At 33.5% G+C, this 21,442-nt stretch carries 21 protein-coding genes and 1 other annotated feature; of the genes, 20 read left to right on the top strand and 1 reads right to left on the bottom strand.

All coding sequences use genetic code 11. The features are described from left to right. Nucleotides 1-35 precede the first annotated feature (35 nt). From COC46_RS13920 to COC46_RS13835, 18 genes are all read left to right on the top strand, one after another. Nucleotides 36-1,103, top strand: coding sequence for an AI-2E family transporter (locus COC46_RS13920; RefSeq protein WP_098810309.1), 1,068 nt, complete (start codon nt 36-38; stop codon nt 1,101-1,103). A gap of 366 nt (nt 1,104-1,469) precedes the next feature. Continuing rightward, nucleotides 1,470-4,121 carry an alanine--tRNA ligase gene (gene alaS / locus COC46_RS13915; RefSeq protein WP_098810308.1) on the top strand — a complete coding sequence of 884 codons (2,652 nt, stop codon included), beginning with the start codon at nt 1,470-1,472 and terminating at the stop codon, nt 4,119-4,121. 114 nt (nt 4,122-4,235) lie between these two features. After that, on the top strand, nt 4,236-4,502 hold the full coding sequence (locus tag COC46_RS13910; RefSeq protein WP_056472706.1) for an IreB family regulatory phosphoprotein: 267 nt from the start codon (nt 4,236-4,238) through the stop codon (nt 4,500-4,502). Nucleotides 4,503-4,505: 3 nt separating this feature from the next. Then, nucleotides 4,506-4,922 (top strand): Holliday junction resolvase RuvX, encoded by a 417-nt coding sequence (gene ruvX / locus COC46_RS13905; RefSeq protein ID WP_098810307.1) that lies wholly within the window; start codon nt 4,506-4,508, stop codon nt 4,920-4,922. 97 nt (nt 4,923-5,019) lie between these two features. Continuing rightward, nucleotides 5,020-5,310: a DUF1292 domain-containing protein gene (locus COC46_RS13900; protein WP_056472710.1), complete on the top strand. Its 291-nt coding sequence runs from the start codon at nt 5,020-5,022 to the stop codon at nt 5,308-5,310. Nucleotides 5,311-5,430: 120 nt separating this feature from the next. Then, nucleotides 5,431-6,525 carry an endolytic transglycosylase MltG gene (gene mltG / locus COC46_RS13895; protein WP_255294905.1) on the top strand — a complete coding sequence of 365 codons (1,095 nt, stop codon included), beginning with the start codon at nt 5,431-5,433 and terminating at the stop codon, nt 6,523-6,525. A 233-nt stretch (nt 6,526-6,758) separates the two neighbouring features. Continuing rightward, nucleotides 6,759-7,424 (top strand): O-methyltransferase, encoded by a 666-nt coding sequence (locus COC46_RS13890; RefSeq protein WP_098810306.1) that lies wholly within the window; start codon nt 6,759-6,761, stop codon nt 7,422-7,424. Then, nucleotides 7,411-8,343 carry a peptidase U32 family protein gene (locus COC46_RS13885; RefSeq protein WP_098810305.1) on the top strand — a complete coding sequence of 311 codons (933 nt, stop codon included), beginning with the start codon at nt 7,411-7,413 and terminating at the stop codon, nt 8,341-8,343. Before COC46_RS13890 ends, COC46_RS13885 begins: the two co-directional genes overlap by 14 nt. Nucleotides 8,344-8,473: 130 nt before the next feature. After that, nucleotides 8,474-9,751, top strand: coding sequence for a peptidase U32 family protein (locus tag COC46_RS13880; RefSeq protein WP_098810304.1), 1,278 nt, complete (start codon nt 8,474-8,476; stop codon nt 9,749-9,751). Between the two features lie 20 nt (nt 9,752-9,771). Continuing rightward, nucleotides 9,772-10,407: a uridine kinase gene (gene udk / locus COC46_RS13875; protein WP_098810303.1), complete on the top strand. Its 636-nt coding sequence runs from the start codon at nt 9,772-9,774 to the stop codon at nt 10,405-10,407. 211 nt (nt 10,408-10,618) lie between these two features. After that, nucleotides 10,619-11,095 (top strand): transcription elongation factor GreA, encoded by a 477-nt coding sequence (gene greA, locus COC46_RS13870; RefSeq protein ID WP_098810302.1) that lies wholly within the window; start codon nt 10,619-10,621, stop codon nt 11,093-11,095. A gap of 73 nt (nt 11,096-11,168) precedes the next feature. Beyond that, the gene (locus COC46_RS13865; protein WP_098810301.1) at nt 11,169-12,929 is read left to right on the top strand and encodes a peptidoglycan D,D-transpeptidase FtsI family protein; all 1,761 of its coding nucleotides are present in this window, start codon (nt 11,169-11,171) and stop codon (nt 12,927-12,929) included. Between the two features lie 65 nt (nt 12,930-12,994). Then, nucleotides 12,995-13,591, top strand: a complete 597-nt coding sequence (locus tag COC46_RS13860; RefSeq protein ID WP_098810300.1) for a YrrS family protein — start codon at nt 12,995-12,997, stop codon at nt 13,589-13,591. 157 nt (nt 13,592-13,748) lie between these two features. Continuing rightward, the gene (gene mtnN / locus COC46_RS13855; protein ID WP_098810299.1) at nt 13,749-14,441 is read left to right on the top strand and encodes a 5'-methylthioadenosine/S-adenosylhomocysteine nucleosidase; all 693 of its coding nucleotides are present in this window, start codon (nt 13,749-13,751) and stop codon (nt 14,439-14,441) included. Between the two features lie 167 nt (nt 14,442-14,608). Further along, nucleotides 14,609-15,328: an ABC transporter ATP-binding protein gene (locus COC46_RS13850; protein WP_098810298.1), complete on the top strand. Its 720-nt coding sequence runs from the start codon at nt 14,609-14,611 to the stop codon at nt 15,326-15,328. Then, on the top strand, nt 15,325-16,341 hold the full coding sequence (locus tag COC46_RS13845; RefSeq protein WP_098810297.1) for an ABC transporter permease: 1,017 nt from the start codon (nt 15,325-15,327) through the stop codon (nt 16,339-16,341). Before COC46_RS13850 ends, COC46_RS13845 begins: the two co-directional genes overlap by 4 nt. A 54-nt stretch (nt 16,342-16,395) precedes the next feature. Then, the gene (locus tag COC46_RS13840; protein WP_255294906.1) at nt 16,396-16,989 is read left to right on the top strand and encodes a TetR/AcrR family transcriptional regulator; all 594 of its coding nucleotides are present in this window, start codon (nt 16,396-16,398) and stop codon (nt 16,987-16,989) included. Between the two features lie 500 nt (nt 16,990-17,489). Beyond that, nucleotides 17,490-17,723 (top strand): YrhC family protein, encoded by a 234-nt coding sequence (locus COC46_RS13835; protein WP_098810295.1) that lies wholly within the window; start codon nt 17,490-17,492, stop codon nt 17,721-17,723. 72 nt (nt 17,724-17,795) lie between these two features. Here COC46_RS13835 and sigK read toward each other — a convergent pair whose 3' ends face one another. Next, entirely contained in the window at nt 17,796-18,515 is a 720-nt protein-coding gene (sigK, locus tag COC46_RS13830; protein ID WP_098810294.1) for an RNA polymerase sporulation sigma factor SigK, read from the bottom strand. Nucleotides 18,516-18,773: 258 nt separating this feature from the next. Then, nucleotides 18,774-19,000: a binding site (T-box leader), on the top strand. A gap of 104 nt (nt 19,001-19,104) precedes the next feature. On the opposite strand from sigK, the gene COC46_RS13825 reads away from it, so the two are divergent. Both COC46_RS13825 and COC46_RS13820 read left to right on the top strand, forming a co-directional pair. Further along, nucleotides 19,105-20,190, top strand: a complete 1,086-nt coding sequence (locus tag COC46_RS13825) for a bifunctional 3-deoxy-7-phosphoheptulonate synthase/chorismate mutase (RefSeq protein ID WP_098810293.1) — start codon at nt 19,105-19,107, stop codon at nt 20,188-20,190. 36 nt (nt 20,191-20,226) lie between these two features. Continuing rightward, the gene (locus tag COC46_RS13820) at nt 20,227-21,327 is read left to right on the top strand and encodes a prephenate dehydrogenase (protein WP_098810328.1); all 1,101 of its coding nucleotides are present in this window, start codon (nt 20,227-20,229) and stop codon (nt 21,325-21,327) included. The last annotated feature ends 115 nt before the right edge of the window (nt 21,328-21,442 follow it).

Here is a 21,442-nt window from a genome sequence, read left to right as displayed (position 1 = left end):
AATTCTCCATACTATTATCAGTATGGAGGTTTTTTATGGACGGGTTAAAATTAAAGTGGATTTACCGATTATGCTTAATTTTGTTAATCGGATTAGTTGGAATTGTATTTTATTATTTAAAACCAGTTTATTTAAATATTGTAATAGGTATTTTAAAATCGATGGTTCCATTTTTGATTGGATTAGTGATTGCTTACTTGTTACATCCAGCAATTGAATACATTCATAAAAAAGGGATAAAAAGAGTATTTGCGATTCTACTAATTTATTTATTATTTTTTGGAGGATGTATATTAGGGCTATACTTGCTACTTCCTATTTTTAAACAACAATGGCACGATATTTTAAAAGCATTCCCTAAAGTAATGGCTTTATATGATCATTTTTTATCGAAAATAGACCGAAAGACTTCAAGGATGCCAATCTTTATTCACAACCGTATTGATTTAATGATCAATGGCGCGGAAAAATCTGGATTATCATTATTAAATAAATCTGGAGAATGGATGAAGCAATTAGTAAATAATATGATTTCGATTTTTATTATCCCATTTATCGTATTTTACTTTTTAAAAGATTATAAAGTCTTAACGGGTATGTTTTGGAAAATTGTCCCTTATAAATGGCGTTATGAGACAAAAGGTTTAGCCAAGGAACTGAATAATTCTTTTGGTAAATATATTCGTGGCCAAATACTAGTTTGTTTTTTATTGTTTATTTTAGCAACAATTTTACTATGGGTTGTTCGGATGAAGTATGCACTAGTCTTAGGAGTAATCATAGGAATCACAGATATTATTCCGTATTTCGGACCGGTTATTGGAGCGATACCAACTCTATTTTTGGCTGCTTCTGAGGGAACAAGTTTATTGATCAGAGTAGGGATTATCTTAATTGTTTTACAATTAGTTGAAGGAAATATTCTTTCCCCATTTATAATAGGGAAGTCAATTCATACTCATCCGGTTATCATTATGTTTTCACTATTAGTTGCGGGTGAAATTGCTGGTTTTATCGGTTTATTACTCGCTGTCCCAGCGCTAGTTGTCATTATTTCTATCATTCGATATTTCAGTAATAGAAAAGAACGTCTCTCAACTTGACTTTCATTTTTTACAATGATACTATTTTTTCATACAATTATATTTGCAAAATTTTGAAGGAACAAGTATGTCACAGACCATTTAAGCATGTGCTAAAGAGAGAAGTTTCCTAGGCTGAAAGAAACTTTAATGAAGGGTGACAGAAAAGCTACTCCTGAATGCAGCTAATCACTGACGTTTGACCACGTTACGGTCGCTTTGAGGTGATGAATAGACTTTGAGGTAGTAATTACCTAAGCAATTTGCTTTCTATTCATAATCAGGGTGGTATCGCGAGTACATCTCGTCCCTGTTTTAGGGACGGGATTTTTTTGTTTTTTAAAGCATTTTATCACATTATAAATTTACTAAATGGAGGTTAATATAATGAAAAAGCTAACTGCTGCGCAAATTCGCCAAATGTACTTAGACTTCTTTAAAGAAAAGGGGCACGCTATTGAGCCGAGTGCATCTTTAGTACCAGTAGAAGATCCAACATTATTATGGATTAATAGTGGTGTAGCGACATTAAAAAAATATTTTGATGGTCGTGTAATTCCAGAGAATCCAAGAATAACAAATTCACAAAAATCAATTCGTACGAATGATATTGAGAATGTAGGTAAAACAGCTCGTCACCATACTTTTTTTGAAATGTTAGGGAACTTCTCAATCGGTGATTATTTCCGTGAAGATGCTGTAACATGGGGATGGGAGTTATTAACTTCATCTAAATGGTTTGGTTTCGAGAAAGAAAAATTATACGTTACTGTATATCCAGAAGATAAAGAAACGTATGATTTATGGATTAAATTAGGGTTAGATCCAGAGCATATTATCTTACTAGAAGGTAACTTCTGGGAAATCGGTGAAGGACCATGCGGACCTTGTACAGAGATTTTTTATGATCGTGGAACAAAATATGATCCTGAAAACATTGGAATTAAATTATTAAAAGAGGATTTAGAGAATGATCGATATTTAGAAGTTTGGAATATCGTATTTTCCCAATTTAATTCAAAAGATGGTTTAGACCGTAAAGAATACCCAGAATTACCGAGTAAGAACATTGATACTGGAATGGGCTTAGAGCGTATGGCAAGTGTACTACAAGAAGTTGATACAAACTTTGATACTGATTTATTTATGCCAATTATCAATGTAGTTGAAACAATTTCTGGTGAAAAATACCGCAATGGTGAATTAGATAAGGATACTGCTTTTAAAGTAATTGCTGACCATATTCGTACTGTATCTTTTGCTGTTGCAGATGGAGCACTTCCTTCAAATGAAGGTCGAGGATATGTATTACGTCGATTAATCCGTCGTGCTGTTCGTTTCGCAAAAAAATTAGGTATTGAGCGTCCATTTATGTTTGAACTAGTTCCTGTTGTTGCAGAAATTATGGAAAGCTACTATCCAAATGTGAAGGAAAAAGTACCGTTTATTCAAAAAGTGATTAAAAATGAAGAAGAACGTTTCCATGAGACATTACATGAAGGATTATCACTGCTGACAAATGTGATGAAGGATGCTAAAGCTAAAGGAAGTACTGTAATTAAAGGTGAAGATGTTTTCCGTCTTTATGACACATACGGATTCCCAATTGAATTAACTGAAGAATATGCAGAAGAAGAAGGATTAACCGTTGATCATGACGGATTCGAAGTTGAAATGGAGAAACAACGTGAACGTGCTCGTTCGGCAAGACAAGATGTAGACTCCATGCAAGTACAAAGTGAGGTACTTCGCGAAATTAAGGAAGCATCTTCATTTGTAGGGTATAGTGAAGGTTCAGTCGAATCTACAGTTCTTGTTCTAATAAAAGACGGAGAAAGAGTTGAAGATGTAGCAAATGGCGAAGAAGCTCATTTAATTCTTGATGTAACTCCTTTCTACGCTGAAAGTGGAGGTCAAATTGCAGACCGTGGAACGATAACAGCTTCTGGTTTAAAAGTAGAGGTTCTTGATACACAAAAGGCTCCTAACGGACAAAATTTACATCGAGTAAAGGTTGTTGAAGGTGCACTATCAGTTGGTGCTAAAGTTACATCAACAATTAATAAAGCTAACCGTTCAAGCATTGTTAAGAACCATACAGCTACGCACCTTTTACACCAAGCTTTAAAGGCTGTACTAGGAACTCATGTAAATCAAGCTGGGTCACTAGTAAACCAAGAGCGTCTTCGTTTTGACTTCTCGCATTTCGGTCAAGTAACTGGAGATGAACTAGAAACAATTGAAAAAATTGTAAATGAAAAAATTTGGGAAAGCATTCCAGTTCAAATTTCTGAAAAAGCAATTGCTGAAGCAAAAGCAATGGGAGCAATGGCATTATTCGGCGAAAAATATGGTGATGTAGTACGAGTAGTACAAGTTGGAGATTATAGTTTAGAGCTATGTGGTGGATGCCATGTTGATAACACAGCATCAATCGGTACGTTTAAAATCATCTCTGAGTCAGGAATCGGAGCTGGAACTCGCCGTATTGAAGCAGTAACAGGCAAAGCGGCTTATGAATATATGCAGGAACAAATTGGCCAACTAAAAGAGGCAGCTGGTCTATTAAAGTCTAATACGAAAGACGTTGTTGCTCGTATTGAAACTTTACAATCAGATTTAAAGCAAGTACAAAAAGAAAATGAATCACTTTCTTCAAAATTAAGCAATATTGAAGCAGGAAATATTAGTAATAACGTAAAAGAAGTAAATGGAGTAAAATTCGTAGCTGCAAAAGTAAATGGAGCAGATATGAATAGTCTTCGAACGATGGTTGATGATCTAAAAAATAAAATTGGATCTGTAGTTGTTTTACTTGGATCTGCAAATGAAGGCAAAGTTAACTTGATTGCAGGTGTTACAAAAGATTTAGTAGGTCAAGGATACCATGCAGGAAATCTAATAAAAGAAGCTGCTTCAATTTGTGGAGGCGGAGGCGGAGGCCGTCCAGATATGGCTCAAGCTGGTGGTAAGGATCCTTCAAAATTAGACGAGGCTGTTGCTTTTGTTGAAAATTGGATGAACACGATTTCAAAATAACAGAAAAATCGTGTACAATAACAGAAATAAAAATTTTTAGCTGATTCGTAACTGCTTCATAAAAATGGTACAATATAGTTAGCTAAAAATATACGGATAAGTGGGGTGCTTTGTATGGATTCATTTGATAAAACGATGAAGTTTAGTTTGCAAGATGAAGGCCAGGATATACGAGTTAATGAAGTTTTGTTAAAGGTTCATGACGCTTTACAAGAAAAAGGCTATAATCCAATCAATCAAATAGTAGGATACCTATTATCAGGTGATCCTGCATACATTCCTCGTCATAACGACGCAAGAAGTATGATGAAAAAACTAGAGCGTGATGAAATCATTGAGGAACTAGTTAAATCTTACTTACAACAACATCGTGGAGAATAATTAATGAGAGCACTTGGGCTAGACGTAGGTACAAAAACAATAGGCGTAGCTGTAAGTGATGCTCTAGGTTGGACAGCTCAAGGAATTGAGACAGTCAAAATTGATGAAGATCGTCAGAAATTTGGACTAGACCGACTAAAGGAACTCATCGACAGCTACGAAATTGAAAAAGTAATTGTAGGTTTACCTAAAAATATGAACGGAAGTATTGGAGAACGCGGTGAAGCTTGCAAGCGTTTTGGAAAAATGATTGAAGAAGAATTCAATCTTCCGGTTATACTATGGGATGAAAGACTTTCAACAATGGCTGCTGAACGGTTTCTAATTTCTGCTGACGTCAGTCGTAAGAAAAGAAAGCAAGTAATCGATAAAATGGCAGCGGTAGTTATTTTACAAAACTACTTAGATAGTATAAAGTGATAAAGAAGAGTGGAGTTTGGCAGGTTAGATTAGCAAACTCCACATATTCACTTTTATACTTGTACATAAAAGGATCAAAATAATAGAGGTGATATAAATGGAACACGGTGAAGACAGACAAATTACAATCATCGATGAGGAAGGTAATGAGATTCTTTGTAATATTATTATGACTTTTGAATCAGATGATTATGGTAAATCATACGTAATTTACAGCCCAGTAGGACAAGAGTTTGATGAAGATGGAGATCCAATCTATCATGCTTCTAGCTTTATTCCTGCAGAAGACGGTGAAGATGGAGAATTATATCCAATCGAATCAGACGAAGAATGGGAAATGGTCGAAGAAGTATTAAATACTTTCTTTGACGAAGAAGAAGGAGAATAATATTCTCGAATTTAAAAATGCTAATCACTAATAAGGTGTTTAGCATTTTTTTTATGTAGAAAATTGCCGATTCACCACATATTTGTAGTATACTATAACGTGGAAAAGGAGGTCGGTAACTTGACTTTGAATGAATTTAATCAGAATGGATTCAAGAACTCAAATAAAAAAGGCAGAGTTATACGCATTTTTACATATCTTATTATTGCTATTCTTGTTGTAGTTGGAGCAGGTTTTGGAGCTTACAAATATATGTTAAAACCTGTAAATTCAGCAAATAAACAAATTAATTTAGTAACTATTCCAGAAGGAAGCTCAGTTGATGATATTGCAGAAATTTTCAAAAAGAAAAATTTAATAAAAAATACATCAATTTTTAAACTATATGTGAAGTTGCATAATAACGCTAGTCTAAAATCAGGAAACTATCATTTTAGTGAAAGCCAAGGAGTTGCAACGATTGTAAACCACCTACAAGTCGGAGGGAAATATCAAGTAGCTGTTAAGAACTTAATGATTCCTGAAGGAACACAGTTAAAGGAAATAGCCGCGATTATTGCAAAAGAATTTAAATTAGATGAAGCGGCTGTACTAAAACAGTTGAACGACAAAGCTTATATCCAAGGTTTACAAAAAAAGTTTCCACAATTATTAACAAATGAAATGTTTAAAGCTGGGATTCGTTACCCATTAGAGGGATATTTATATCCTTCAACTTATAAGTATGGGGATTTTACTCCAAGCTTAGATCAAATTATTACACCAATGTTAACTGAAACGGTGAAAGTTTTGGATCATTATAAGGAAAAAATGAATCAGCTTAAGCTTACGCCTCATCAGACTTTAACAATGGCTTCTTTAATTGAGGAAGAAGCGACGGGTACAACAGATCGAAAGCTAATTTCAAGTGTGTTTTATAATCGACTTAAAATAAATATGCCTCTACAAACAGATCCGACTGTTTTGTATGCTTTAGGTAAACATAAAGAGCGAGTATTATATAAAGATTTAGAAGTTAAATCTCCATATAATACTTACTATGTTAAAGGATTACCAATTGGTCCAATCGCAAGTGCTGGCGTGGATAGTATAGTGGCTGCTCTTGAGCCAGCTAAATCAGATTATCTATATTTTCTTGCTGATAAAACAGGTAAAGTAATCTTCACTAAATCGTTATCAGAGCATAACACTGAAAAAGAAAAGCATATAAAATAAAAAATTGGAAATACTTGTATACTAAATAATAAATTCCTCAGTAGACTAAATAGTTTACTGAGGAATTTTGTAAAATCAAAAAATAGTGAAAGCGTTGCAGCAATTCTTGGTACTAGCCAAGGGTCTTTTTTTTATGTTAGAATATTACGGGTCTAAAAAATTCAGATACACAGAAATTTTACTTACACCTTGTTTTAAACAAGGTTGTATTTCTATTGGAGGCTTTATAAGCAATGAATGACGTTTTAGTTCGTCAATACTTGGCGAATTTTTATAAACATAGAGAACCTTTTATAGAAGAAATGGAAACATATGCAATGGAGCATCATGTACCAATCATGGATAAAGCAGGTATGGAATTTATGCTTGGTTTACTTTATTTAATACAGCCAACTTCAATACTTGAAATTGGAAGTGCAATTGGCTATTCAAGTATTCGAATGGCAAAAGAGTTTCCAAATGTGAAGATTGTTACTATGGAGCGAAATGCAGAAAGAATTCGAAAAGCAAAAGAGTTTATTGGTCGAAGTGATTACGGTGATCGAATTCTACTTTTAGAAGGGGACGCTTTACTTTTAAAAGAAAAATTGCCTGACGACAGACAATTTGATGTTATTTTTATCGATGCCGCTAAAGCTCAGTATCAGCGATTCTTTGAATTATATGAGCCGCTATTATCAGACAGAGGTGTGATCATATCGGATAATGTACTATTTAAAGGTCAAGTTGCTGAAAGTGCGGATTTAGTTGAAAATCGACGCAAGAAAGCCTTAATAAAAAGGATTCAAAACTACAATGAATGGCTAATGAACCACCCAAAGTATGATTCGACAATTATGCCGATTGGTGATGGAGTTGCTATTAGTAAAAAAAGGGGAGTTAATAATGATGAAGCCTGAATTATTAGTTACGCCAACTAACCTAAATGATATAGATAAATTAGCCGATGCTGGTGCAGACGCAATTATTATTGGTGAACAACGATTTGGATTACGCTTAGCAGGAGAATTTAATCGTGAAGCTGTAAAAGAGGCAGTGGAAATTGCACATAAAAAAAATGTAAAAGTATACGTGGCTATGAACGGTGTATATCATAATGAAATTCTTGATGAAATTGAAGATTATATTGCGTTTTTAAGAGATGCAAATGTAGATGCAGTGGTATTTGGAGATCCTGCAGTTCTTATGTCAGTTCGTGAAATTGCTCCAAATATGCAATTACATTGGAACACTGAAACAACGGCTACGAATTGGTTTACATGTAATTACTGGGGTAAACGAGGATCTAAACGTGCTGTATTAGCTAGAGAACTAAGTTTTGAAGCAGTAACTGAAATGAAAGAAAACGCGAAAGTTGAAATCGAAGTACAAGTACATGGAATGACTTGTATGTTCCAATCAAAACGTTCTCTTGTAGGTAACTACTTTGAATACCAAGGGAAAGATTTAGAAATCGTTCAACAAAAGAAATATGATGAAAATATGTTCTTAGTTGACCACGAGCGTAACAATAAATATCCGATTTTTGAAGATCAAAACGGAACTCATATTATGAGCCCAAATGATATTTGTATTATTAACGAATTAGAAGATTTAATTGATGCAAAAATTGATTCTTTTAAAATCGACGGTGTCTTAAAATCATCAGAATATATCATTGAAGTAACAAAACTATATAGACAAGCTATTGACCTATGTGTAGATGACCGTGAAGCTTACGAAGAAATAAAAGATGAGCTTTTTGACAAAATTGAAGCAATTCAACCAGTAAATAGACCACTAGACACAGGATTCTTCTTTAAAGAAACAGTGTATTAATAAAAGAAGTATTAGAACTTGAAAGGCAGGAAAGACAAGGAAATCTAGAGATGAAGAAGATCGAGTAAAAGGTCATTCTATTATCATAGTACCTTGTCCATTAGTCCTGTATTAAAGAGGAGGATAAATGATGGCAATTGGACAATTAGATAAAATAGTTGATGGCAAACGTGTAATCGTTAAGAAACCTGAGCTATTAGCACCAGCTGGTAATTTAGAAAAATTAAAAATTGCAGTAAGATATGGCGCTGACGCTGTATTTATTGGTGGTAGAGAATTTGGTTTACGTTCGAATGCAGATAACTTCTCTTTAGAAGAAATGGCTGAAGGGGTAGAATTTGCAAATAAATTTAATGCGAAAATTTATGTAACAACAAATATTTTTGCTCATAACGAAAACATGGACGGATTAGTTGAGTATTTACAAGGTATTGAAGCGGCAGGAGTTACGGGTATTATCGTAGCTGACCCTTATATTATTGAAACATGTAAAGAGGCTGCTCCTAAATTAGAGGTGCATTTAAGTACGCAACAATCTTTATCAAATTATCGTGCTGCACAGTATTGGAAAGAAGAAGGATTACATCGATTAGTTTTAGCTCGTGAGACAAGCTATGAAGAAATAAAAGAAATTAAAGAAAAAGTAGATGTTGAAATTGAAACATTTATTCATGGAGCGATGTGTATTGCGTACTCTGGTCGTTGTACTTTAAGTAATCATATGACTGCACGTGATTCAAACCGTGGTGGATGCTGTCAATCATGTCGTTGGGACTACGATTTAGTTCAAACTGAGTCTACGAATCCAGATGCAATGGAAAATCCTTTATTTGCTGAAGAAGATGCTCCATTTGCAATGAGCCCTAAAGATTTAAATTTATTACGCTCAATTCCTAAATTTATTGAAATTGGTGTAGATAGTTTAAAAATTGAAGGCCGTATGAAATCAATTCATTATGTAGCAACAGTAGTTTCTGTTTACCGCAAAATAATTGATGCATATTGTGCTGACCCAGAAAACTTTGAGTTTAAAGAAGAGTGGGTTGAAGAACTAGATAAATGTGCTAATCGTGATACAGCTTCTTCATTCTTTGAAGGGTTCCCAGGAATGAAAGAGCAAATGTATGGAAATCATAGCAAAAAAACAACGTATGATTTTGCTGGTCTTGTATTAGACTATGATGAGCAAACAGGAATCGCAACAATTCAACAACGTAACTACTTCAAACCAGGGGACCAAATTGAATTCTTTGGACCTGAAATCGAAAACTTCAAACAAACAGTTGGTGTAATTGTGAATGAAGAAGGAACAGAAGTAGATGCTGCAAGACATCCATTAGAAATTGTAAAAATTAAAGTGGATCAAAAAGTATATCCTTACAATATGATGAGAAAAAAGTTAGTTTGATAAGAAAGAGGGATTGAAGTATGGGGAAAAAGCCCATTGTAATTGGAATTGCTGGAGGGACTGGCTCTGGAAAAACTTCAGTAACAAAAGCAATTTATGATCAATTTAAAGGTCATTCGATTTTAATGATACAGCAAGATTCTTATTATAGAGACCAAACTCATTTGCCAATGGAAGAAAGATTGAAAACAAATTATGATCACCCATTAGCATTTGACAATGATTTGTTTATTGAGCATATCAAAGATTTATTGCAATACAAAGCAATCGAGAAACCTGTATATGACTATACAATTCATACAAGATCTTCAGAAACAATCCCTGTAGAGCCGAAAGAAGTTATCATTTTAGAAGGTATTCTAGTATTAGAAGACGAGCGTTTACGTGACTTAATGGATATAAAAATATTTGTAGATACGGATGCTGACTTACGAATTCTTCGTAGAATACAACGAGATATAAAAGAACGTGGAAGAACAGTTGATTCTGTAGTAGATCAATATGTAAATGTTGTACGACCTATGCATAATCAATTCTGTGAACCATCAAAAAAATTCGCCGACATTATTATACCTGAAGGTGGTCAGAACTTTGTGGCTATTGATTTAATGGCTACAAAAATTCAGACTATACTTGAAAGAGTAAGTGTATTATAATACCTTCATATGAGAGATTAATTCCTAAAAATAATTTTGGAAAGATGGAGAAGCATAAACTTCTTCATCTTTCTATATAAAAGAATGCGTTTTCAAAACTTGAATGTTTCATTAATTATTCTCATACACTGTTTGTACAACCATTGTATAAACATATATATTTAGAAGTTCTACATAAAGAAACGGTGGATACTAAAAGGAGTGTACAAAAATGGCTAACGAAAAAAAATTCCCTATGACTTTAGCTGGGAAGCAAAAATTAGAACAAGAATTAGAAAACTTAAAAACAGTAAAGCGTGCTGAAGTAGTAGAGCGTATTAAAATTGCTCGTAGCTTCGGTGACCTTTCTGAGAACTCTGAATATGATGCTGCAAAAGATGAGCAAGCATTTGTTGAGGGTCGTATTACAACTTTAGAAAATATGATTCGTAATGCTGAAATTATTACTGAAAGCAACGAAGCATCAGATACAGTAACTTTAGGTAAATCTGTTACTTTCTTAGAATTACCTGCAGGCGACGAAGAAACTTACACAATCGTAGGTAGTGCTGAAGCTGACCCATTTGAAGGTAAAATTTCAAACGATTCACCAATCGCTAAAAGCTTATTAGGTAAAACAGTTGGTGAAGAAGTAACTGTTAGTACTCCAGGTGGAGATATGCAAGTAAGAATTCTTGCTGTTAAATAATTTGATTTGTTTAACAATTTAATAGTTTGAAAAAAGAACACCCCGTCTACACTGTAGATGAGGTGTTTTTTATATGCAAAGACGGATCAAAGCCATATTAATTATTTTTTCGTTATTATTTACTTTAATCGCATACAGATGTTTAGATATTGGTGTACTTCATCAAAAGAATTTTGGCCCACAGAAAGTAAATTTAATTGAACGAAGTGTTGCGCAAAGAACATTTCAGTTTCGGATTGATAATGGTCGAGGAAAAATACTTGATCGGAATGGGAAATTATTAAGTGCACAATATACGCCAAAAGTAATTTTATTTCCTTTTTTAAAGAGTATTGATTGGCCGATTGAAAAACTATCTTCAATCACTGGCGTACCTGTAGCAAGTATCAAAAATCAATTTAACGGTAAAAAGGAACCTTTCACATTGGATGGAATTAAAACACCTTTATCATCTGAAAAAATTGATGAAATAAATAACTTACATGTCTCTGGTTTAATTTCCATGTTGTCTCAAGATAAAGACGATCAACAACTAGCAGAACACCTAATTGGAATAGCAAGAGAAAATAAGGAACAATATGAAAAGCAATATGAAAGTGATCGAGATTATAAACCTAAAGAGTTTGGAGTAATTGGTTTAGAAGCCCAGTTTGAAGATTTCTTAAAATCTGATGGCACATCTAATTTAATGCTCCATGTAGATAATTTAGGTAAACCAATGTTTGGAAATGAAGTAAAATATGCGAAACCTAGTAATCCTTTTTATCCAGTTTCCCTTTCCACTACAATTGATAAAGATTTACAGCAAATTCTAGAACAATCTGTTAACCAAGCTAAACTTCAAAAAGGTGCCGCAGTACTTATCGACATAAAAACAAATAAATTATTAGCAATGGTTAGCCGACCAACTATGAATTTCAAAAAATTATTTTCTAAGAATGATAATACAGCAACCAATTATGCACTATTAGCTAGTACACCAGGTTCGGTCTTTAAAACTGTTGTAGCGGCAGCCGCAATAGATCAAGGAATTGTAAAAGGAAATCAACTGTTTAATTGTAATAATAATCTAGTAGGAAAATACGAGGATGAAGAGAAAAAGAGAAAAGGTAATTTAACCTTCCAACAAAGCTTTTATGAAAGCTGTAATTACACATTTGGACAATTGGGTAAACAATTAACTTTAAAAAATAAAGATATGTTCCAAACCTATGCTAAGAAGTTAGGTTTAGATGGACCTGTAGGATGGACAGGTTCTGTCTATCATGAAGCTAATTTTAGTCAGTTCCAAAACGAGGGTAAACCAACTTATTTCGTAGGTAACAATTTAAGCGATAAACTACTAAATACATCGATTGGTCAACAAGATGTGAAAGTTTCACCCTTAGCAATAGCTAATATGATGGCTACGATTGCACGAGGCGGAAGTCCAAAACAAGTTAAAGTAGTTGATTCTGTATTATATAAAAATGGTACAGAAATGTTTAACTTTCCAGATCAGACATTAGCTGATGATTATCTAGCTCCAGACTCAATGCAACAAATAAGAGAGCTGCTTCGAGGTGTAGTAACAGATGCTAAAGGTACAGGAAATAGATATACTAGTTTGCCTTTCACACTAGCAGGTAAAAGTGGGACTGCGGAAACAAAAGTAGTTGATGGTAAAATAGTCGAACAAAACAAATGGTTTGCAGGCTATTTTCCGTATGACAAGCCAAGATATGCATTTGCAGTAGTTAGTTTAAATGTTCCAAACGAAGTTACATCAACATCTGACACGGTTACAAATTTAATAAAATCTATATATAACTTTGATAAAACCCACACAAAATAGCTTTTTTTATTCATTAACTCTATGATAAAATAGGGAAAATTAGTTGTTTTTGGAGGATTTTGTCAATGTCTTCAATTGAACCAAACGGAAGAGTCCGGAAATTAAGACGAGCACAAAGAGGAAATTATTTTTTCCGAATACTACTTATCCCACTACTTTTTGGAATTATCTATTTAGGGATTAAAATCTCTTTACCGATTATTAATCAACAAAAAATGGAGCCTAAAACAGCAAAAGCTGAGCTTACTACGACTGTTCAAGAACCAATACAAATGACAGATATACCGAATCCGTATCAAGTGAAATATCGTGAAAAAGTAAACGAGATTATAAGAGATTCAATAAATGATGAAAATATAATGGAATCGACTGTAAAAGAATGGAAACCGAATCCAACAAGACAAAGTGAACCTCATACAGTTCATTATGGCTATAAATCTCAAGACTTCTATGAAATGGAAGAGGCAACATCATATGCAATCACTCTTACAAAAGAAGATTTCTCCGTTTGGCATCTCGGTCAAGGCTTCGATCATCAAAGTATAAAAGTATATGTTGCCACAAATGACTTAAGCTATAAATACGTCGTTTATTTACACTGGGTAGAAAAAGAAGGCTGGCTCCCTATATTGGTCCAAGAAGTAAAAGAGTTAAAGTATTAAAAAATAGGAAGGCGAGAAGGCAGGAAATAACGGAATGATAGGAAATCGATTCCAATGCTATTGAACGGCTTTTCCTAACCCCTGCCTTTAACTTTACCTTAACCCTGCCCTAATGTTAAAATGATTAAAGTTTGATAGAAAGTAGGGAATAAAAAGAATGAAAATCGCTATTATTGGAGCTATGGAAGAAGAAGTACATGTATTACGTGATAAATTAGATAACCTGAAAAAAGAAGAGGTTGCAGGTTCAGAATATAACATTGGTACATACGAAGGAAAAGAAGTAATTTTACTTAAGTCTGGAATTGGTAAAGTTAATGCAGCTATGGCAACTGCAATTCTGTTAGAAAAATATCAACCAGATGTTGTGATTAACACAGGATCTGCAGGCGGACTTCATACTGATTTAAACGTTGGTGACGTTGTTATCTCAACAGAAGTGCGTCACCATGACGTAGACGTAACTGCATTCAATTATGAATACGGTCAAGTTCCAGGTATGCCAGCAGCATTCCCATCGGATGACAAATTAAAGTCAATCGCAAAAAAATGTGCAGAAAAGGTTAATGGTATCCAAGTAGTTGAAGGATTAATTGTAACGGGTGATTCATTTATGAATGATCCAGTTAGAGTTGAGTTTGTAAAAGAAAAATTTGGTGATCTATATGCTGTCGAAATGGAAGCTGCTGCGATCGCTCAAGTTTGCTATGCTTTTAAAGTACCTTTTGTTGTAACGCGTGCACTTTCTGATATTGCTGGTAAAGAATCAAATATTTCATTTGATCAATTCATCCATACTGCGGCTGTTAATTCAACATTAATGGTTGAGGAAATGATTAAAGCGTTATAATTTTTTTTAAGAGAGATGTCCATAAGGCATCTTTCTTTTTTTATCTAAATATAATGAGTGAGTACTCACTTTTTATTGACTGTTGATAAAGGGTGAATTAAGATAGAAATATAGAGTGAGTACTCACTCATTCTAAAAATGTGAAATAAATTGAACGGAGGATTACGATGAGTGATGTTGTTCAAATCCAAAAAGTCGATCGTTTATTTGGTAAAAGAGCTGTGCTAAAAAATATTTCAATGACTATTCAAGAAGGGGAGATTTTTGGAATATTAGGTCCATCGGGTTCTGGAAAAACAACTTTAATAAAATTGATTGCTGGAATTGATAAAAGTTCAAAAGGAGAGGTATTAGTTTATAACAAGGAAATGCCTGATTTCTCTGTTTTGCCGTCAATCGGTTATATGGGGCAATCTGACGCATTATATAGTGATTTAACCGGTACTGATAATTTAAATTTCTTTGGTGCCCTATATAATTTAAAAGGTAAAGATCTGAAAACGAGAATTAAGGAAGTAGCTGGAATTGTTGGTCTGGAAGATGCATTAAACAAACATGTAAATCAATACTCTGGAGGAATGAAGAAGCGTCTATCTCTTGCAATTTCGATCCTGCATAAACCGACATTACTTATTCTAGATGAACCAACAGTTGGAATAGATCCGGTACTTAGAAAGCAAATTTGGAATCAGTTTTTTGAAATGAAAAAGCAAGGTACTACGATCATTATTACAACCCATATCATGGAAGAAGCTGAAAAATGTGAGCGAATCGGATTAATTCGAGAAGGAGAACTGATTGCATTAGACACTACTGAAAATTTAATCTCGCAATCAAAAACAGGCAAAATCGAAGACCTATATTTTAATAATGAGGTGTACTCATGAGAATCTTTGCTATTTCTAAACGAATAATAAAACAATTTTTAAAAGATAGAAGATCACTCGCAATGATTTTCGTAGCACCTATCGTTTTATTGTTTTTATTTTCTTATATATTAAAACAGGATGATACGAAACCGACTTTAGCTTTAGTAGATGCCCCACCAGCATTTGAACATGAAATGAAAGATTATGCGAAAGTAAAAAATGTAAATGCAAAAGACATAGAAGAACAGTTAAAAAATATGGATCTTGATGGTGCCGTCTTGTTTAAATCAGGAAAAATAGTTGTCCAAATTGAAGGAACTGATAAGGCAAGAACAACGGCAGTAATGGATGCTATTCAATCAGCGGTTAAGAATAACACACCGTCTAATCTAAAAATTGTAATGGATCCAATTTACGGTAGTAAAAATATGGAATCATTTGATTCAATTGGACCAATTTTTATTGGATTCTTCTCATTCCTATTTGTATTTATCTTATCAGGGATTTCGTTTGTAAGGGAACGATTAACAACAACACTTGAAAGATTACTCGTTACGCCAGTCAAAAGATGGGAAATAGTTGTTGGTTATATTTTAGGTTTCGGTTTTTTTGCATTAATACAATCAATCATTATCACAGTCTTTTCAATCAGTGTATTAGATATGTATAATGTAGGAAGCGCATGGGAAGTCTGCGTAGTTAATATTCTTTTATCTCTAACTGCTCTAACACTTGGCATGCTGTTATCTGCATATGCAAATAATGAATTTCAAGTTGTACAATTTATACCAGTTATTGCAGTCCCTCAAATCCTTTTTTCAGGTATTTTCTCAACAGCATTTTTACCAAATTGGTTTAAAATGATCGGGGGAATCTTACCACTAACATATGGAGCAGAAGCTCTTAGAGGTATTATGATAAAAGGACAGTCTATTACAGATGTTGTATCTCAATTATTGATCCTACTTGGATTTTCAATAGTATTTATTTCTTTAAATATAGTTGCTTTAAAGAAACACCGTTCAATTTAAGGAGTGTTACCAATTAAATTAGAAGAGTTTTTTCCAGAAGAAAAATTGCAAGAAATGAATGAAAAAGAAATAAAAATTCTTGAAGCAGCAATAGAAATTTTTGCAGAAAAAGGTTTTGTTAGTACATCTACAAATGAAATTGCAAAAAAAGCAAATGTTGCTGAGGGAACTATTTTTCGTTATTTTAAAACAAAAAAAGATTTACTAAAAAGTATTATCAAGCCGACTTTAGTAAAAACAATCGCACCGTTTGAAATGGATCGTTTTTCGAAAGCAGTATTTCACTTAGAACACGAAACATTTGAAGATTTTCTTGATGCGCTTATTAAAAATCGCATGGATTTTGCAAAGAAAAACAAGGCTGTTGTAAAAATAATCATCCAAGAAATGCCATTCCAAGAAGATATGCAAGAAGAACTAAAAAGGCTATTTAAAGATAAAATGTACCCTAAAGTGGCTACTGTATTACAATCCTTTATAGATAAAGGACAAATAAAAGAATTCCCAATTCCAACAGTACTCAGACTAATTATTTCAACGGTAATTGGTCTAGTTATATCTTCAATCGCTTTAGAAAATACACCTTTCTGGAACGAAGAACAGGAAACTAGACGCACGATTGAATATATTAAGGATGGTCTAAAATAACTGAGACAAGTGAAATCATTCAAAGAAGAAAGGGATTTTAAATAATCAAACCTCTAAAAATTAAAATAGCTTCTTTTTGACAATCAATATTTTAAAGATGTGTAAGTATCATCATTAGTTTTATTTTGATATTGATGAATAAAGTGTAATTCATTAGTTCAGTTGACTATTCTTTTGTTTTTAAGATTATTCTTTAGTATAAAGAAAATGATTGGAACGAAAGGGTGCTCGACTCCTATGGGAGATGCGGGAAGGCTGAGACCCCGCAAGGTAACGCCGAGGAGGCTCAGGTCTCGCCCCATGGAAAGCGAGCAACCTGTAGTGGAAATCACTGAGACACAACTTACTTATCAAAATTTAATTTTCAACAACATTCTTGAAAGATCATCATGTTTTTTTATTTCCTAATCTCTACATATACTGCCTTTAATTACCTTCACTTTTCTTGTATAAAATATGTTAAAGTTAATTAGTCATCAAGAAGGGAAGGTGCAGTATACGTGAATATTAAAAAGATTCAGGCGAAAGTTAATGATTTTAAAACATTTGGAGCTATAACAACAGCATTGGCAACTTTTTTCTATATCGGGACTCTCCTTCCAAAGGACGGATTAACCCAACATAAAATATTGACGATTGAGAGTATCGTTTTTGCAATGCTGATTATTGCATTAGGATTTTTTCTGACGTCAAATTATTTTAAACGAAAACTTCAAAACGAAGAACAAGCATAAACCACAAAAATGAATACCCTCCGATTGTTAGTATTGACTAACAATTGGAGGGTATATTTCATTTTCAGTGGTTTATTTTTTATCTTTTTTCTTTTCTTTTTCAGCTCTTAAAAACTCGTGGTACATTTTCATTAAAGCACGTTTTTCAATTCTCGAAACATAACTTCTTGAAATTCCTAGTTTCTTTGCAATTTCACGTTGAGTCAGTTCTTTATCCATATCAATACCAAATCGTTGAATAATGACATCCTTTTCGCGATCGTCTAGAATCTTAATATATTGTTTAATTTTTTCCAATTCCATGTTTAGTTGAATTTGATCGACTACATCTTCTGTCTCAGTTTTTAAAATGTCTAACAGTGAAATTTCATTGCCTTCTTTGTCTTGACCAATCGGATCATGAAGGGAGACATCTTTTTTTGTTTTCTTTAGAGCACGTAAATGCATAAGTATTTCGTTTTCAATACATCTAGCAGCATATGTTGCTAATTTAGTTCCTTTACCTTGGACAAAGCTTTCGATCGCTTTAATTAAGCCGATAGTCCCGATTGAAATTAAATCTTCAGCGTCTTCACCAGTGTTTTCAAATTTTTTGACAATGTGAGCAACGAGTCTTAAATTATGTTCAATTAATAAATTTCGTGCTTCTCCATCTCCGTTTGCCATACGATTTAAATAGAGCGCCTCTTCGGCTTGAGATAGGGGTTGAGGGAAAGCGTTATTTTTTACATACGAAACAAACACAAACACTTCTTTTAAGAACAGACTTAAAGCGGTAAATAGACCAGGCATATAATCACTCCTAAGGAAGGTAAGGTTAGTTGTTATTTATATATTTATGTAAAGTACAAATTCTGTGTGTCTGTACCATAAAAAAAATGTAAGTAGTATAAAAAAAATGTTGAAAATAGTAAGCGCTACCAATGCGATGATGATGTATCTTTTTAAATTTTGTTACATATTCTAGAAAAAAAATGCATTGACAGTCTATTAAAAAGTACTTTATAATCCTCATTAATAACTTTTTTAATGAATCTTTTGACAATTAAATATATTGCGTTGATAAGGGCACAGTAGGCATAACTTCCCTGTTTAAGAGAGCTGACGAAAGCTGCGAGTCAGTACATAAGGTATGCTGAATTACATTCTTGGAGCAATTTCTATTTCATTAAATGAAAATAGAAACGGTCATTCTGATCGTTAACAAAATGAAGGTGGTGAACAGAGTTTTTGTTCACAACTAGGGTGGTACCGCGATTAATTAATTCGTCCCTACTGTTTATTCAGTAGGGATTTTTTGTTTTCATTTTTTACATACTTTACTTCTTGATAAAAGAAGTGGTATTAGAATAGACATTTAAAATTTGAGGAGGAAAAAGAAATGAGTACAAATAATGAGTTAGTGCAATTACGTGATAAGGTTGATGAGATTAATTTAAAAATCGTTGAATTATTAAACGAGCGTGGAAAAGTTGTTCAAGAAATTGGTCAGCAAAAGATTAAACATGGTATCAAGCGTTTCGATCCAGTCCGTGAGCGTGAAGTTTTAGATATGATTGCAAATGTAAATGAAGGTCCATTTGAAACTTCAACATTACAACATATTTTCAAGACGATCTTCCAAGCAAGCTTAGAACTACAAGAGGATGATCACAGAAAAGCTCTTTTAGTTTCAAGAAAGAAAAAGCCTGAAAATACAATTGTTAAAGTGAAAAATGATATTGTCCTTGGTGACGGTTCTCAATCATTTATTATGGGGCCATGTGCAGTTGAGAGCTACGAACAAGTACGTGCAGTAGCACAAGCTATGAAACAACAAGGTTTAACAATGATGCGAGGCGGTGCATTTAAACCTAGAACTTCTCCATACGATTTCCAAGGACTTGGATACGAAGGACTACAAATTTTAAGAGAAGTAGCAAATGAGTTTGATTTAGCAGTGATAAGTGAAATACTAAATCCGAATGATGTTGAAAGATCACTAGAATACGTTGATGTAATTCAAATTGGTGCACGTAATATGCAAAACTTTGATTTATTGAAAACAGTTGGTCAAGTAAATAAACCTGTTTTATTAAAACGCGGATTGTCAGCAACAATTGAAGAATTTATTAATGCAGCAGAATACATTATTTCTCAAGGAAATGATCAAATTATTCTTTGTGAACGAGGAATTCGTACTTACGAGAAAGCTACAAGAAATACTTTAGATATCTCAGCAGTACCTATTCTGAAAAAAGAAACTCACTTACCAGTTGTTGTAGATGTTACACATTCTACAGGTCGTAAGGACTTACTATTACCGACAGCAAAAGCAGCATTAGCCATTGGAGCAGATGCAATAATGGCTGAAGTACACCCTGATCCAGCTGTTGCATTATCAGACTCGGCACAACAAATGAATATTCCACAATTCGAAGAGTTTATGTTTGAGTTAAAAGACTTCCGTTCTAAACTTCAATCATAAATAAAACTACCTAAAGAAGGATAGGCGGTGATTGCCTTGAAAAAGAACGTCCTTTTAATTGGCACAGGATTAATCGGAGGCTCAATTGCCTTGGCAATAAAAAAAGCTCATGATGTAAATATTATTGGGTATGATATTAACGAAAAACAACTTGAAATTGGTAAAAGAATTCAAGTTTTAGATGAAACCTCGGTACAGCTTAAAAACTGTGCCGAAAAGGCTCATCTAATCATTTTTTCTTGTCCTGTAGAAGAGTCAATTAAATATATACATATGTTAAGTGAATATGAACTAAAGAATGATGTCATATTAACGGATGTAGGTAGTACGAAAAGTGAAATTATGAGACATTCAAAGACACTCACAGATAAAGGCTATTGCTTTATTGGTGGGCATCCAATGGCGGGCTCACATAAAACCGGAATCGAGAGTGCAAAAGTTCATTTATTTGAAAATGCATATTATATTTTGACACCAAGCTATAATACTGAAAATGGTCAAATTGATGAATTAAAAGAATGGCTTAAAGGAACAGGATCACATTTCGTTGTAATTGATGAAGATACACATGATCAAATCACAGGAGTCGTAAGCCACTTTCCACATCTGATCGCTGCTAATCTTGTAAAACAGGTTAAGAATTACTCAGTGGATGAACCATTAGTAACAGCGCTAGCTGCGGGTGGTTTTAGAGACATTACTAGGATTGCATCAAGCAGCCCAAAAATGTGGACAGATATAGTGATTCAAAATAAGGATACTTTGCTTTCATTAATTGCGAATTGGATTGACGATATGAAGCAAATGTATCAGCTTGTGGAGAACCAGGATCAAGAAGATATCTTTCAATATTTCAAGGAATCAAAAGATTTTCGAGACAATATGCCAGCTAAAGCAAATGGGGCAATTCCAAGATATTTTGATTTATATGTAGACGTCTTAGATCGTGTCGGTGAGCTTGCAAACATTACGACGATCTTATCGATTCACCAAGTTAGCATTACTAATCTAAGAATTATTGAATCACGTGAAGGTTTACCTGGGGTACTTAGAATAAGTCTTCAAACTGAAAATGACAGAGAGAAAGCAGAAAAATTCTTAAATGTAAATGGTTATGAGACTTATATAGTTTCTTAAAAAAGCACTTTAGAAAGTGCTTTTTTTCAGAGTGTTGAAATATAAAGTTGTCATTATTGGAACAATAGGTAAATTTTATTAATGATAAAGTGATATTAATGTTCTTCAATGCTAA

The sequence above is a fragment of the Bacillus sp. AFS041924 genome, from assembly GCF_002577195.1.
Classification (GTDB): domain Bacteria; phylum Bacillota; class Bacilli; order Bacillales; family Bacillaceae_G; genus Gottfriedia.
The sequence above is the reverse complement of the archived record's forward strand: the minus strand, read 5'-3'. Positions and strand labels throughout refer to the sequence as shown.